Consider the following 14,502-nt stretch of genomic DNA (forward strand, 5'->3'; position numbering starts at 1 on the left):
AACAGCCGGCCAGAAGAAATCTGGCCGGCTGTTTGGTGGGGCTCAGTTCTGGTTGGCGGTTGCCAGGTTGTTCTCGGCGTCGTACTGCACGATGAACGCGGCAGCGTCGTCGTTGCTGGAGGCAATCGCCGAGGCGAGCACCTCCGGGGTGCGCGGGCGGTCGGACGGCCAGTCGCCGAGCAGCGCCCAGGCACGCTGGCGCTTCTTGTCGAGATCGCCACCACCCCGCGACGACGAGGCCTTCGGCTTCGGCGCGGGACGGCTGTTGGACGGCGTCGTGCGGGATGTGACCTCGCGCGCGATCACGGTCGGCTCCTCGGCCCGGACGGGCTCGGAACCACCCGGTACGACGGGCTCCGGCGTCGCCGCGACCACCGGCTCCTCGAGCGTCGGCACCGGCGCGGCCGACTGCGGAACGCTGTTGCGCACGGTCTTCGCCTTCCGGGTCGCGGCCGGCTTCGGCAGCGGCGGCTTCACGACCGGCTTCGGCGTCGCCTGGACGACGTGCTCCTGCTCGGCGACCGGCTGGGCCATCGGCTGTGCGACCGGCAGGTCCGCCCGCGGCACCCTCGGTGCGACCGGCTCTGGCACGACAGGTGCGACCGGCTGCACGTACTGCGGGGCGGCCCCCTCCTCGACGACCTCGGCCTCGTCCGCATCTTCCGTACTACGGTCGTAAGGGAGGTACTCGACCGCCATCAGCTCGCCGGTCATCGCCTCCTCCCACTGCTCGTCATTGCGCAGCGGCACTCCGGCGGCGGGCCGAAGCTGCTCAACCGGAACCTGCTGAGCGGGCAACTGTTGCACCGGCGGCGTCGTGCCTTCGACGACCCAGACGGCCGCGCGCAGGTCGGTCCGCTCGTCCTTCTGCGGTTGCGGCTCCGGCTCCGGCGGGGGCGGCGAGATCGCGAGGGTCAGCTTGTTCGTGACGACCTCGTAGTTGATCCGCTCCTCCAGCATCCCGGCCAGCCGGTCCGCGTCGTACGTCGTCTCGGCGATCTTCGCCAGCCGCTCGTCCTGGTGCTCGGACCGGATGTACTCGGCAACGGTGCCGGCGATCGCGTCGCGACGCGCGTTGTTGCGGATCTGGTGCCGCGCGGCGCGCAGGCTCTCGTACAACCCGTACCCGTGCTCGAGCGCGATCGACCGCGCGAGCCAGGTGACCTTCGGCTCGCGGGCCCACTGGACCACGCCGTACACGGGTCCGGTGGTCGCCATCTGGCCGGCCTTGCGCAACGCGTCGCGGCGGCGGGCCGAGCTGTGGATCAGCCAGAGGACATAGGCGAACGCGGACAGACCACCGAAGCCGAAGGCGAGGAACCGCTCCTCCGGCCGCCAGTGGCCTACCACGTTGAAAACGAGCGCGACGATCGCCGCGAACAGCGACATCGCGCGGTAGGCGTAGGCCTGCTCGCCCTTACGGCGGCGAAGATCGGCGAGCGCCGCGGTCGCGACACCACCGAGCTCGATGACGGCGACCGCGGGCGTGACGAGGGCGATCTTCAGGAATGGCGAGAATCCCTCGTCCGGCCACGGGATGTGCGTGACGCCGGCCCAGACCTGACCGACGAGGGCCGCTGTGGCGGCGGTGGCGTAGAAAGCGTAGGCAACTTTGTCAGCACCGGTGAGAGGTACGTTGGCGAGCTCGCCAGTACTGGTGCTGGTGGTGTTCTCCTGCAAGACGTGGTCTCCTGACCGGTTTGGGCTCTCCGGCAGTTCGTCGGCGATGGTAGTGCGGCCTCCCCAGGTGGCTGGACGAGGCTACCGGTTCGGGGGCCGTCCCGGGGAGTCGATCCCGGAATCGATCTGCTACTGCTACCCGAACTTCCCCAACGAACGTCTGCTTCACACTTCCAACGGAGCCACCCCCTCGACCATCACGGAGGAAAACCCGCGCATCCTCCGAGCCCTCGCAGTACGGAACAGCCCTGCTCCGTACTACGAGGTCGCCCAGGGCGCCCCGAGTTCGGTGAACAAGGCAAGCTCCTCGCCCGCACGCGTGACCCACTTCTCGACCTCGGCCACGATCGGGCGGCGCTCCAAGCCCTCGCCCTCCCAGCGGACCAGCGAAGCAGGAATCTCGGCAGGCGGCGCCGAGACCCGCACCGCCTCGACGACCCGGGTGAATGCGCCCGTCTCTGCAAACGGTGCCAGCAACGGCACAGCAGGGTCGGCCCGATGGTCGATCAGATTCTCCAGCAGATCGTCCCGCCCGTACTGCGTCTCCGTCGTCTGCCCGTCGACCGTCAACTCCAGCCGATCCTTCGTGTACCGCAGGACCGCACGTCCGGCCGACCCATGCACGATCACCACCGGCTCGTCATCGTGCACCTCGGCACACAACGTCAGCGCCGTCACCACCGTCGTACCGCGACTGGTGAGCACCCGTACGACGGAAGTGTCGTCGGCCTCGATCGCATTGGCCCGGAACAGCTCGGTCTCGACAGACCTCACCTGGTCGGCGCACCCCGAGCCGTCGATCATCAGCGCAGCCGCCGTCCCATGAGCGAAGGGATTCGTCACGGCGCCACCGACCACATCGACCCCGTCGAGCGTGCGGATACCCGCCCACCGCGATCGTTGCCAGTACTGCGCGGTGCGCACCCACGTGCCGACCACCCCGATCCCCCGCAGCTCGCCCAGCCGCCCGTCCGCCACCATCGCTGCCAACGCCTGGGCGGCATGGGAGCCGGCCGTCTGGAACCCGACCTGGCAGCTGCGCCCGGTCTCTTCGATCACCGACAACAGGTGCTCGAACTCCGCCAGCGAGGCGGCCGGAGGTTTCTCCAGCAGTACATCCGACCCTGCCCGCAGGGCCAGCTCCGCCAGCGGGATGTGGGTCTGGATCGGCGTCCCGATGATCACCACGTCGACCTCGACGGCATCGAGCAGCTCGCGCAGCTCGGAGTACACGGCGACGTCCGGCGGCAACTCCTCGCCAGGCGGTCGCGGATCCGCGACGGCCACCAGACGGACCCGCCCTTCGGCCGCCAGCCGGGTCACGTTCCGCAGATGCACGGCCCCGAAGCCGTGCACTCCGGCCAGCCCCACGGTGACCGGCCGGAACCCCGCCCCGGCGTCCCGGCCGGTCACCACGAATCAGTTGCTGATAGCAACGTCACTTGGCCAGCTCTCCGTTGACTTCGTTGATGAACGCCTCGGCCGCCTGGTCCGGCTTCATCCGGGCGAACATCACCTCGGTGGTGTAGCGCTGGATGATCTTCTCCACCTGACCACCTCCGACCGGCGGGGGCGGCGAAGGCTCGCCGAGTTCGCTGGCGATGCTCGCGATGAAAGCCTGCGACGCGGCGTCGGCCGGCTTCAGCTTCGACGCGACGGCGGCCCGGATCTCGGTGTTCGGCAGGACCCCACGCTCGGCCAGCAGGATGTTGCCCGCCGCCGGGCTGTTCGCCAGGTAGTTGACGAACTCGGCCGCCTCCTTGGGGTGCTTCGAGCGCGAGGAGATCGACCAGAACATGGATCCCTTGTAGTACGCGCCGTTCTCACTCGCCTTGCCGCTCACGCTCGGCAGCCGCAGCAGCTCGAGGTCCTGACCGGAGGCCTTGCTGAGCGCGTTCAGCTGGTTGCTCCAGCCGTAACTCATCGCCAGCTTGCCGGTCGCCATCCCGGACTGGTCGAGCGGCGCGGTAATGTCCTGCGCGGTGAACGCCGCGGACGGCGTCGCCTTCGCTTCCTGCATCTTCACCACGTTGGACCAGAACTCGGTCACGCCTTCCTTGGTGACGCCGAGTTTGCCGTCCTTGGTGAACAGCGACTGCCCGTGCTGCCGGGCCCACATGTTCAGGCCGGCGTCGTTGCTCCCGGGCGCCGCGGTCCCCCAGCCCTTCCCGTTGAGCTTCGTGCTGATCTGCGCGGCGAGCTGGGTGTACTGATCCCAGGTCCAGGTCTTGTCGTCGGGCATGGCGACACCCGCGGCCTTGAAGACCGCCGGGTTGGCCACGATCGTGAACGCGTTGATGCCCGCGTCGAGTCCGTACAGCCCGTTGTCGAACTCACCCGTGCCCAGCGTGTCCGGCTCGAACTTGCCGGTGTCCAGCCCGTCGGCCTTCTTCAGGTCCAGCAGCGCGCCGCGGTCGGCGTACTCGCGCAGGTACTTCTCGTCCATCTGGATGATGTCGGGAGCGTCGTTGGCGGCCACGGTGGTGGCGAGCTTGTCCCAGTAGCCGGCCCATTCGCCGTACTCACCCTTGATCTTGATGTTCGGGTGTTCCTTCTGGAACTCCTCGATCACCTGCTGGGTGAGCTTGTGCCGGGTGTCGGAGCCCCACCAGTTGAAGCGAAGGGTGACCTCGCCGTTGGCGGACTGTCCACCAGACGAACCGCCGCAGCCGCTCGCGACGAGCAGGGAGGTGGCGATCGCGACGGCAGCCAAGACTCGCAAGCCTCTTGATGACGACGGCGGGGCACCGGTGGAACGGGAGAGCGGCCTCATGATGTGCACCTTTCAGCGGGATTACTTGATGCCGGTGGTCGCGATCCCCTTGATCAGGAAGCGCTGACCGAAGAGGAAGGCAAGGAAGACAGGGACGAGCGAGACGACCGACATCGCGAACATCGATCCCCAGTTGGTACTGGCGGTGGCGTCGACGAACGACCGCAGCGCGACCGGGACGGTGTACATCTTCGGATCGGTCAGGTAGATCAGCTGGCTGAAGAAGTCGTTCCAGGTCCAGATGAACGTGAAGATCGTCGTGGTCGCCAGCGCGGGCACCATCAACGGCAGGATCACCCGCAGGAAGATGCCGGCCCGGCCGCAGCCGTCGATCCGGGCCGCCTCGTCCAGTTCGCGCGGGATGCCGCGGATGAACTGCACCATCAAGAAGACGAAGAACGCGTCGGTGGCCAGGAACTTCGGCACCACCAGCGGCAGGAACGTGTTGATCCAGCCGGCCTGCGAGAACAGGATGTACTGCGGCACGATCACCACGTGGATCGGCAGCATGATCGTCACCAGCATGATCGAGAACCAGAACTTCTTGCCGGTGAACTCCAGCCGGGCGAACGCGTACGCCGCCATCGAGCAGGAGACCAGGTTCCCCAGCACGGCCCCGAGGACGACCACGGCCGAGTTCAGCAGGTACCGGGTGAACGGCTCGCTCAACGCGTTCCAGCCGACCTTGTAGTTGCCGATCTCCAGGTCCCGGACGAGCAGCCCGGGTTCGCGGAAGATCTCGTTGCCCGGCCGCAGCGAGCTGACGACCATCCAGATCAGCGGATAGAGCATCACCAGGGCGCCGGCTGCCAGCGCCAGATGCGTGAGTACCGGCCGGATCCTGGTCCAGCCGAAGGTGCCGGCGCGTCGGCGTACGACCGCCGATCGCAGCGTCTCAGTCGTCATAGAACACCCAGTACTTCGAGGCGATGAAGTTGATCGCGGTGAAGACCCCGATGATCACGAGCAGGAACCACGCCATCGCGGACGCGTAACCCATGTCGAAATTCCCGAAGCCACGGTCGTAGAGATAGAGCGTGTAGAACATGGTCGAATCGGACGGCCCGCCGGTCCCACCGGAGACGACGAACGCCTGGGTGAACGACTGGAACGCGTGGATGATCTGCAGCACCAGGTTGAAGAAGATGATCGGGGTGAGCAGCGGCAGCGTGATGCTGCGGAACCGGCGGAAGGCACTCGCGCCGTCCACTGACGCGGCCTCGTAGTACATCGCCGGGATCTGCCGCAGCCCGGCCAGGAAGATCACCATCGGCGCACCGAAGGTCCACACGTTCAGCACCACCAGCGTGCCGAGCGCCGTACTGGGGTCGGAGATCCAGCCCTTGCCTTCGAACCCGAGCGGCGCGAGCACCTGGTTCAGCAGGCCCTCTGTGCCGAACACCTGCTTCCACAGGATCGCGATCGCCACGCTCGACCCGAGCAGCGACGGCAGGTAGAAGATCGATCGGTAAAAGGCCATTCCGCGAACGCCACGATCCAGTACAACGGCCAGCAGGAGAGCGACGGCGAGCTGCAGTGGGACCGAGACGAACACGTAGGTGAAGGTGACCTGCAGCGAGTTGTGCAGCCGCTGGTCGGACAGCATCCGGGTGAAGTTCTCGAACCCGATCCACTCCGGCGCCTGGATCAGGTTGTAGTCCGTGAAGGCCAGGTAGAGCGAGGCCAGCATCGGCCCGATCGTGATCACGAACAGCCCGACCAGCCACGGCGACAGGAACAGGTACGCCGCCAGGTTGTCCCGCTTCTTGACCTTCCCGGCCCGGCCTGGTTTCTGCCCGGGCGGCTTATTCCGACCGAGCGTGCTCAACTCTCCCAGCGCGCTCATATTTTCTTTCCTCCAGCAGCCTTACAGTCACGGAAAGCGTTTACCCAGGCCGATAAGTTAGCGCTATCATCTGACTTGGGCAAGACCTCGCGGACAGCTTCTTTGACCGATTCCGGACAGCTGCGAAGTCTTGACACGACATTCGTGTCCAGCGACAGTACTGAGCATTTGGCAACCGCTTTCCCCGCCTGCAGGAGGCACCGACGCATCGTCGTACGTTCCTGGCCGGATCGCTCACCAGCCTGTCCGCGGGGGTCCTGCTGCCGGCCGCGGCCGCTGGTTCCGCAACTGCCGCGGGAACGCTGGACGAGGAATTCCTGGCGTTGCTCACCAAGGCCAACACCGCGCAGATTCCGCTGGTTCTGGGCAGCCTGGAAAATGCCGCTGACAGCGTCCGGGCGGTCGCACGGAAGGTGCGTCGGCTGGTCTCGGGCTATGTCTGGAGCCGGTCCGGCTGTTTCCGTGACCCGGCCCTGCTCGGTCCACTCGAGAAATTGGTCGACCGGCTGGCCGGATTGCAGCACGACGACGGCACCTACGACGTCGGCAACTGCACTCGCCGCCGGACACCGCCTTCGCCATCCAGGATCTCTGTCTGATCTGGGCGCTGCTGGACGCCGATGACCAGCGGCCCACCGAGACGCATCGCGCGACGCTCGAACGGATCCTGCGCAAGGCCGGTCCAGCCCTGGCGTCGGGTGGCGTCCACACTCCCAATCACCGCTGGGAGGTATCCGCCGCGCTCGCCCGCACCCACCACCTCTTCCCCGACCGCCGGTACGCCGCGCGGATCGACGACTGGCTCGGCGAAGGCATCGACGCGACTCCGGACGGCCTCTACAGCGAGCGGAGTTCGACGTACTCCGCCGAAGTCACGAACCCGAGTCTGCTGACCATCGCCTGGCTCCGGAATCGGCCGGAACTGATCGGCTACGTCCGCCGCGACCTGGCAGCGACGCTGTTCCACCTGGAGCCGAACGGCGAGGTCGAGACGGTCGCTTCCCGCCGCCAGGACCAGAACAGGATCCGGGATGTCTGGTGGTACCTGACCCAGTTCCGCGAGCTGGCTCTGCTCGACTCCGACGGCAGGTTCGCGACTGTTGCCAAGGACATCGAACGCCGTGGCACCGGCGAGCTCGGCGACTTCCTGGCCGAGGTGCTCGAACGGCCGTCCCTCGCCGAGCGGCTGCCTACCGCAGTACCGGCGCCCGACGACTTTCTATGCCTCGATGGACTTCCCGCACCGCCCCAAGCAGTACCGCGTACTGCGAACCTCGATCACCGTCACCGAGGTCACCGGCGGCTTCGACCTGACCTTCGACCTGGCCGGCTCCGCGGTCCCACTGGCGATCGAGCTCTGCTTCCGGGCGGGCGGAACGCTGACCGGTGCCGACCCGCTCGATGCCCCCGGCAACTACCAGCTGAGCACCGGGACCGGCCGGTACACCGTCGGTGCCGACTGGATCGAGTTCGGCCCGGGCAACGGGGACACCAGGGTCGCCATGGACCCAGGTGAGCGATACACCCAGCTCAACGGCAGCCTCACCCCGGACGGTCTCCGCGTCTACCTCACCGGCCGATCGCCACTGCGGCATACGGTAAAACTGCGGACCAGCTGACTCGCTCACCCGACCGGTTCGTCGCCTGACCGCCACCGCTCACGAACCCGTACGTCGCGGGACGGCATGCGTATGTCTCTGCTAATTCGTATTATCACTGCGATCACTCCTTGACGGGCAACCTCACCGGCTCTACGGTTCCGGCATACCAGCTCGCAAATACGTATTACTCAAGGCAGGTGAGGCATGACCGTACGGCTGACGCAGCGCGACATAGCTCGCCTCGCCAGGGTGAGCCAGACGACGGTGTCGCTGGTGCTGAACAACCGGACGGCCGCCTCGGCCCGGATCCCGGCCGAGACGCGGGACCGGGTGCTGAAGGTGATCCGGGAGACCGGGTACGTCGCGGATCCGCTCGCCCGCAGGTTGCTCCAGCAGCGGAACCAGATCGTCGGGGTGTTCACCTACGAGCCGGTGTTCCCGAGTGCGAGCGCGGACTTCTACCACCCGTTTCTCAGTGGGATCGAGGAGACGGTCGAGGAACTCGGCTGCGACCTGCTGCTGTTCACCAGCGCACCCGTCACGGACGGGCGCCGTCGCGTCTTCCACGAGAACAACCGCCTCCGGATCGCCGACGGCGCCCTGCTCCTCGGCCGGCGGATCCCCGCGGAGGAGCTGAGCCGCTTGGTCGCCGAGAAGTACCCCTTCGTCTGCGTCGGCCGCCGCGACGATCCCGGACCCGAAGTCCGCGGCCTGGTCCCGTACGTCGGAGCCGACTACGTGACCGCCACGGCCACCGTCACCAGCCGAGCCCTGGAGCTGGGCCACCGCCGAGTCGCGTTCGTCGGCCCGGGCACGGGTGCCGAGTCCTCGGCAGACCGTCTCCGCGGCTTCCGTAGCGTCGCGCCCCAAGGGATACAGCTCTCCCCCACCCAGGGCCGGCGCGGAGGGAGCGGCCGGGTGGGAGTTGAGCGCCGTGCTGGATGAGTTGCTTGCGGATGGCGTGACGGCTGTCTTCGTGGAGGACCTGGCGGATGCTGATGCGTTGGCCGCGGCAGCGAGGGACCGCGGGCTCGACGTACCGGCGCAGTTGTCCGTGGTGGCGCTTGGTGATGCGAGCCGGCCGGTGCCCAGCGATGCCGACTACTCGGGGTTCCACATCCCCCGCAAGGAGATGGGCCGCCAGGCGGTCGGGCTCCTCGAAGCGATCCTGTCCGGCGACGACGCCGAGATCCAGCAACTGCTGCCCTGCGAACTCGTCGAGGGCAGCACTCTCACCGCACCGGAAGGCCTTTAGATGGAAGCGGATCTACTCGTCATCGGCGGCGGCCTCGGCGGAGTAGCCGCCGCGCTGTCAGCCCTGCGTGCGGGCCACCGGGTGGTGATGACCGAGGAATACGACTGGCTTGGCGGCCAGCTGACCAGCCAGGCCGTACCGCCGGACGAGCACACCTGGGTCGAGCAGTTCGGAGTCACCGCCTCCTACCGCGCCTTACGGGAAGGAATCCGGGACTACTACCGCCGGCATTACCCGCTCACTGCTCGCTCTGCCGCGGCGAAGGAGCTCAACCCCGGCGCGGGCTATGTGTCGAAGCTCTGTCACGAGCCGCGCGTGGCCGTCGCAGTACTGGAAGCCATGCTTGCTCCCTACCGCGCCAGCCGCCGCCTGCAGGTCCTGCAGCCGTACAAGCCGGTCAGTGCGACGACGGATGGCGACCGGGTCACCTCTGTGGTGGTTGAGCATCGAGAGAGCGGCGAGAGGGTCGCCCTGACTGCGCCGTACGTGCTAGACGCTACTGAGACCGGCGAACTCCTGCCGCTGACCGGTACGGAGTACGTGACCGGCTTCGAGGCGCAGAGCACGACCGGCGAACCGAGTGCACCGGCGGAGGCGCAGCCGCTGAACATGCAGGCGGTCTCGTTCTGCTTCGCGGTCGACCATGTCGACGGCGACCAAGTCGGCGACAAGCCTGCGAACTACGCGTTCTGGCGGAACTACCAGCCGTCGTTCTGGGGCGACCGGATGCTCTCCTGGCACGCACCGGATCCCCGGACCCTTGCGCCCTCGCTGCGGACGTTCACGCCCAATCCAGACGAGGATCCGCTGAACGTGGTGGCCGACCAGCGGCGTACGGGCGGTGACACGAATCTCTGGACCTTCCGGCGGATCGCTGCCCGGCAGCACTTCCTGCCCGGCGCCTACGAGAGCGACATCTGCCTGGTGAACTGGCCGATGATCGACTACCTCGAAGGACCCGTGTTCGACGTACCGGATGCGGACAAGCATCTGGCCGGCGCCAAGGAGTTGTCGCACTCGGTCTTCTACTGGCTGCAGACCGAGGCGCCCAGGCCGGATGGCGGCACAGGGTTCGCCGGGCTGCGGCTGCGTGGTGACCTGCTGGGCTCTACCGACGGCCTTGCGCAGGCGCCCTACATCCGGGAGTCGCGGCGCATCGCAGCGGAGTACACGATTGTGGAACAAGACCTGTCCGTTGCGGTGCGCGGCGACGCGGGAGCCGCGCAGTACGAGGACAGTGTCGGTGTGGGGATGTATCGGATCGACCTGCACCCGTCGACCGGGGGCGACAACTACATCGACGTCGCCAGCAGCCCGTTCCGGATCCCGCTCGGCGCACTGATTCCCCAGCGGGTGGAGAACCTGCTGCCTGCGAGCAAGAACCTCGGCACCACCCACATCACCAACGGCTGCTACCGGCTTCATCCGGTCGAATGGAACGTCGGCGAGGCCGCGGGGCTGCTCGCCGCCTTCTGCCTGGACCGTGGCGTCAGCCCGCGCGCGGTCCGCAACACCCCTGCTCTGCTCAGCGACTTCCAGGCACGGCTGGTCGCCCAGGGCGTCGAACTGAGCTGGCCGGCCATCTCAGGCTACTGAGCACCGGCTACTGATGGAGGACTGACACCATGAAACTCCGTACGCTGACAGCCGCCGGCATGGCCGCGGCACTACTGGCCCTGGCAGGTTGTGGGGGCGGGTCCGATGACGCCTCGTCCGGACCGGTCGATCTGCGGATGACCATCTGGAGCGCGAACGCCAAGCACACCGCGCTGTTCGACCAGATCGCCGCCGCCTACAAGAAGGATCACCCCGACGTCGGCAAGATCACCTTCGAGTCGATCCCGTTCGACAGCTACACCACCGCGCTGACCACCCAGATCGGCGGCGGCAACGTGCCCGACCTGGCCTGGATCCTGGAGAGCACCGCGCCGGACTTCGTCTCCTCCGGCGCCCTCGCGCCGATCGACAAAGATCCTGATCTGCTCCCCAGTACGACGGCGACCTGGGAGCAGGGCGGTCAGTTGTACGCATACCCGTTCTCCACCTCACCGCTGGGCGTCTTCGTCAACACCGACCTGGTGGCGGCGGCCGGACGCAAGACGCCCGCCCAGGAGATTGCCTCCGGCAACTGGACCTGGGACGAAGCGGTGGCCACGGGTGCCGCAGTACAGGCCAGGACCGGCAAGGGCGGCATCGTGGTCGGCGACTTCGACTACAAGGGCTGGGACGCGCTGAACTCGATCTGGAGCGCCTGGGGTGCCCGGCCGTGGAGCGAGGACGGCAAGACCTGCGGGTTCGACCAGCCCGCGATGGTCGACGCGATGACCTACATTCACAAGATGGTCTTCACCGACAAGGCGATGCCGGGGCCGGGCGTGACGAAGGACTTCTTCGCCGGCGACTCGTCGATGGTGATCACCCAGATCAGCCGGGCAGCCCTGCTGGACAAGGCGAAATTCAAGTGGGACCTCGTCCCGCTGCCGAAGGGACCAGCCGGTCCGTACGCCGTGGTCGGGCAGGCCGGGATCGGCGTACTCAAGCGGGGCAAGCACGTCGACGCCGCCAAGGCGTTCCTGGCGTACTTCACCAACCAGGAGAACTCGGCCAAGCTCGCACAGTTCTTCCCGCCGGCCCGCAAGTCACAGCTGAACACCGCCACCCTGGCGAAGGCGAACCCGTTGCTGAAGCCCGCACAGCTGCAGAGCGTTGTGATCGACGGTGTCGAGCGCGGTGACATCAAGACGAGCCACACCGGGTACGCCGAGCTGCAGCAGACCGTCCGGGCCGCGCTCGATCCGCTCTGGAAGCCGGATGCCGATGTGAAGGCCGTCCTGTCCGGAGTGTGCTCGAAGATCAACCCGTTGCTGAGCAAATGACCTTGATGCTGGACAAACCCGCACGCTCGGCGGATCGGGCCGCCGAGCGAGCGCCGTACTGGACCACGCGGCGGCGGGACGAATTGGCCGGCTGGCTGTTCGTCGCGCCACAGCTGGCCGGGATCATTGCCTTCGTCATCGTTCCGCTCGGGCTGGTGGTCTGGTACAGCCTGCACGAGTGGAACGTACTGGCCGGGACCTTCGATTTCGTCGGCCTGGGCAACTTCGACCAGCTGACCTCGGATCCGAAGCTCGGCCCGGCGCTGCGGGCGACCGCGGTGTTCTCGGCCGGGCTGGTGGCGCTCAACCTGACCTTGGCGCTGTTCCTGGCCGTCCTGCTGAACCAGAAGCTGCGCGGGACGGTCGTCTTCCGGACGCTGTTCTTCTCCCCGGTCGTGGTGACGCTGGTCGCCTGGACGATCGTCTGGGGGTTCCTGCTCCAGGACAACGGCGGGATCAACGGCTTCCTGGACAGCATCGGGGTGGACGGGCCGAACTGGTTGCGCGGCAACACCACGGCGATGATCTCGGTGATCGTGGTCCAGCTGTTCAAGGGCGTCGGACTGAACATGGTGCTGTTTCTTGCTGCCCTGCAAGGGGTTCCGGCCGACCTCTACGAAGCGGCGAAGATCGACGGGGCCTCGGCCTGGGCCCGGTTCCGGCGCGTTACCGTGCCGCTGATCAGCCCGACGATCCTGCTCACCTCGATCCTCACGGTGGTCGGGTCGCTGCAGGTGTTCGCGCAGATCGCGGTACTGACCCAAGGCGGGCCGGGGACGTCGACGACGGTGCTGGTCTATTACCTCTACCAGCAGGCGTTCCAGTTCCACCACTTCGGCTACGGCGCGACGATCTCGCTGCTGCTGTTCGTGATCGTGCTGGCGTTGACGATTCTGCAGTGGCGGATGCGGAGAAGGTGGGTATTTCATGAGGACTAGCACGGGCATGAGTCGTAGGCTCAAAGTCGGCGTGTACGCCGTGCTGCTGGTCTGCTGTGTTCCGTTCGTCTTTCCGACCTGGTGGATGGCGACCGCTTCACTGAAGCCGGTGAACGAGATCTTCGCGTTCCCACCGTCGCTGCTGCCGCGATCGGTGACCCTGGACGCGTACCGGAAGGTCTTCGAGCTGCAGCCGTTCGGGCAGCAGTACCTGAACAGCTTCTACATCGCCGTCCTGGTCACCCTCGGGACGCTGGTGATCTCGTCGCTGGCCGGCTACGGGTTCGCCCGGATCAAGTTCCGCGGCTCCGGGGTGGTCTTCATGATCGTGCTGACCGGACTGCTGGTGCCGAACGAGGTGACGATCATCCCGCTCTACCGGATGTTCGACGGGCTCGGCCTGGTGAACACGCACTGGCCGCTGATCCTGATCCCGGTCCTCGGCGCGCCGAGCGTGCTGGCCACCTTCATCATGCGGCAGTTCTTCATCACGCTGCCGCGTGAGCTGGAGGAAGCCGGCCGGATGGACGGGCTCGGGCGGTTCGGGCTGTTCTGGCAGGTTTCACTGCCACTGGCCAAGCCGGCCGTCGGGGCGGTGTCGATCTTCACCTTCCTGCACAGCTGGAACCTGTACCTCGAACCGATCGTGTTCCTCTCCAGCAAGGACAAGTTCACCATCCCGCAGGCGCTCACGCAGTACGTCGACGCGTACGGCGGCGCGATGTGGAACGTCCAGCTCGCCGCTGCCACCCTGAGCGCGCTGCCCGTCCTCATCGTCTTCGTCCTCGCCCAGCGGCACTTCGTCGAAGGCCTCGCCCAGACCGGCCTCAAGGGCTGAGGCCCCGCGTTTCTCCCGCGGTTTCTGAACTTGTCCTTGGCAGGCTGTACAAAGGGAGCGTGACTTTTCATGCCGCGGTTTTCATTGCGACCAGCCTGGACGGATTCATCGCGCGCCCGGACGGGACGATCGACTGGCTGACCGACCGGGACGAGAAACCGGGCGACACCGGGTACCAGGAGTTCATGGCCGTCATCGACACCGTCGTGCTGGGCCGGAAGACCTACGAGACGGTGCTCGGCTTCGACTTCTGGCCGTACGAGGGCAAGCAGGTCGAAGTCCTCAGCACCTCGCTGCCGGTCGACACCGATGAGCGGATCATCGTGCACCGGACCCTCGACGGACTGGTCCAGACGCTGAACGACCGCGGCGCCAAGCGGGTGTACGCCGACGGCGGCCGGGTCATCCAGACGTTCCTGCGGGCCGGCCTGCTGAACGAGATCACCATCACCACCGTCCCGGTCCTGCTCGGCTCCGGTATCCGCCTGTTCGGCGAGCTGGACCACGACATCGACCTCGCCCACAACGCCACCCGCAGCCTGAACGGCGGCTTCACCCAGTCGGACTACACCGTCCACCGCCACAACTGACCCCGGCCGGCGGTCACCGCCGCCGACGAAAGAGTTCGGAGGAGGCGCCGCCGCCTGTCAGGGAATGCGGGCGGCGGTGCTGGTCAGAGGGTGAAGGCCCGCGGT

13 protein-coding genes and 1 pseudogene are annotated in these 14,502 nt (G+C 67.0%); 8 read left to right on the top strand and 6 right to left on the bottom strand.

Annotation, left to right across the window (positions count from 1 at the left end; all coding sequences use genetic code 11):
• Positions 1 to 42: 42 nt before the first annotated feature.
• The 6 genes from F1D05_RS16555 to F1D05_RS38890 all read right to left on the bottom strand — a co-directional run bounded on the left by F1D05_RS16555 (position 43) and on the right by F1D05_RS38890 (position 7,266).
• Entirely contained in the window at positions 43 to 1,680 is a 1,638-nt protein-coding gene (locus tag F1D05_RS16555; protein WP_185448500.1) for a hypothetical protein, read from the bottom strand.
• A gap of 258 nt (positions 1,681 to 1,938) precedes the next feature.
• Complete coding sequence (locus F1D05_RS16560) at positions 1,939 to 3,093, bottom strand: Gfo/Idh/MocA family protein (protein WP_185449200.1); 1,155 nt, start codon at positions 3,091 to 3,093, stop codon at positions 1,939 to 1,941.
• A gap of 25 nt (positions 3,094 to 3,118) precedes the next feature.
• The gene (locus F1D05_RS16565) at positions 3,119 to 4,453 is read right to left on the bottom strand and encodes an ABC transporter substrate-binding protein (protein WP_185448501.1); all 1,335 of its coding nucleotides are present in this window, start codon (positions 4,451 to 4,453) and stop codon (positions 3,119 to 3,121) included.
• A gap of 21 nt (positions 4,454 to 4,474) precedes the next feature.
• Positions 4,475 to 5,359 carry a carbohydrate ABC transporter permease gene (locus F1D05_RS16570; protein WP_185448502.1) on the bottom strand — a complete coding sequence of 295 codons (885 nt, stop codon included), beginning with the start codon at positions 5,357 to 5,359 and terminating at the stop codon, positions 4,475 to 4,477.
• A complete protein-coding gene (locus F1D05_RS16575) occupies positions 5,349 to 6,299 on the bottom strand; it encodes a carbohydrate ABC transporter permease (RefSeq protein WP_185448503.1) in 951 nt (316 codons plus the stop codon). Before F1D05_RS16575 ends, F1D05_RS16570 begins: the two co-directional genes overlap by 11 nt.
• 535 nt (positions 6,300 to 6,834) lie before the next feature.
• Entirely contained in the window at positions 6,835 to 7,266 is a 432-nt protein-coding gene (locus tag F1D05_RS38890; RefSeq protein WP_206686234.1) for a hypothetical protein, read from the bottom strand.
• Positions 7,267 to 7,528: 262 nt separating this feature from the next.
• Between F1D05_RS38890 and F1D05_RS38895 the strand changes: the two genes are divergently transcribed.
• From F1D05_RS38895 to F1D05_RS16610, 8 genes and pseudogenes are all read left to right on the top strand, one after another.
• Positions 7,529 to 7,918 (top strand): hypothetical protein, encoded by a 390-nt coding sequence (locus F1D05_RS38895; RefSeq protein ID WP_206686235.1) that lies wholly within the window; start codon positions 7,529 to 7,531, stop codon positions 7,916 to 7,918.
• 186 nt (positions 7,919 to 8,104) lie between these two features.
• Positions 8,105 to 8,203 (top strand): annotated as a pseudogene (locus F1D05_RS40340) (LacI family DNA-binding transcriptional regulator); the annotation flags it as partial.
• Positions 8,204 to 8,717: 514 nt separating this feature from the next.
• Positions 8,718 to 9,155, top strand: coding sequence for a substrate-binding domain-containing protein (locus F1D05_RS40345; RefSeq protein ID WP_246486755.1), 438 nt, complete (start codon positions 8,718 to 8,720; stop codon positions 9,153 to 9,155).
• The gene (locus F1D05_RS16590) at positions 9,156 to 10,751 is read left to right on the top strand and encodes an FAD-dependent oxidoreductase (protein ID WP_185448504.1); all 1,596 of its coding nucleotides are present in this window, start codon (positions 9,156 to 9,158) and stop codon (positions 10,749 to 10,751) included.
• A 29-nt stretch (positions 10,752 to 10,780) separates the two neighbouring features.
• Entirely contained in the window at positions 10,781 to 12,031 is a 1,251-nt protein-coding gene (locus F1D05_RS16595) for an ABC transporter substrate-binding protein (RefSeq protein ID WP_185448505.1), read from the top strand.
• The gene (locus F1D05_RS16600; RefSeq protein ID WP_185448506.1) at positions 12,028 to 12,969 is read left to right on the top strand and encodes a carbohydrate ABC transporter permease; all 942 of its coding nucleotides are present in this window, start codon (positions 12,028 to 12,030) and stop codon (positions 12,967 to 12,969) included. Before F1D05_RS16595 ends, F1D05_RS16600 begins: the two co-directional genes overlap by 4 nt.
• A gap of 7 nt (positions 12,970 to 12,976) precedes the next feature.
• Positions 12,977 to 13,807 (top strand): carbohydrate ABC transporter permease, encoded by an 831-nt coding sequence (locus F1D05_RS16605; RefSeq protein WP_185448507.1) that lies wholly within the window; start codon positions 12,977 to 12,979, stop codon positions 13,805 to 13,807.
• 59 nt (positions 13,808 to 13,866) lie between these two features.
• On the top strand, positions 13,867 to 14,397 hold the full coding sequence (locus F1D05_RS16610; RefSeq protein ID WP_185448508.1) for a dihydrofolate reductase family protein: 531 nt from the start codon (positions 13,867 to 13,869) through the stop codon (positions 14,395 to 14,397).
• Positions 14,398 to 14,502: the final 105 nt, after the last annotated feature.

Origin of the sequence: Kribbella qitaiheensis (assembly GCF_014217565.1) — a bacterium.
Lineage (GTDB): Bacteria > Actinomycetota > Actinomycetes > Propionibacteriales > Kribbellaceae > Kribbella > Kribbella qitaiheensis_A.

Bases quoted from the DNA above. Each gene is read 5' to 3' on its own strand.
- F1D05_RS16565 (WP_185448501.1), bottom strand. From the start codon at position 4,453: ATGAGGCCGCTCTCCCGTTCCACCGGTGCCCCGCCGTCGTCATCAAGA.
- F1D05_RS16570 (WP_185448502.1), bottom strand. From the start codon at position 5,359: ATGACGACTGAGACGCTGCGATCGGCGGTCGTACGCCGACGCGCCGGC.
- F1D05_RS16575 (WP_185448503.1), bottom strand. From the start codon at position 6,299: ATGAGCGCGCTGGGAGAGTTGAGCACGCTCGGTCGGAATAAGCCGCCC.
- F1D05_RS38895 (WP_206686235.1), top strand. From the start codon at position 7,529: ATGGACTTCCCGCACCGCCCCAAGCAGTACCGCGTACTGCGAACCTCG.
- F1D05_RS16590 (WP_185448504.1), top strand. From the start codon at position 9,156: ATGGAAGCGGATCTACTCGTCATCGGCGGCGGCCTCGGCGGAGTAGCC.
- F1D05_RS16595 (WP_185448505.1), top strand. From the start codon at position 10,781: ATGAAACTCCGTACGCTGACAGCCGCCGGCATGGCCGCGGCACTACTG.
- F1D05_RS16600 (WP_185448506.1), top strand. From the start codon at position 12,028: ATGACCTTGATGCTGGACAAACCCGCACGCTCGGCGGATCGGGCCGCC.
- F1D05_RS16605 (WP_185448507.1), top strand. From the start codon at position 12,977: ATGAGTCGTAGGCTCAAAGTCGGCGTGTACGCCGTGCTGCTGGTCTGC.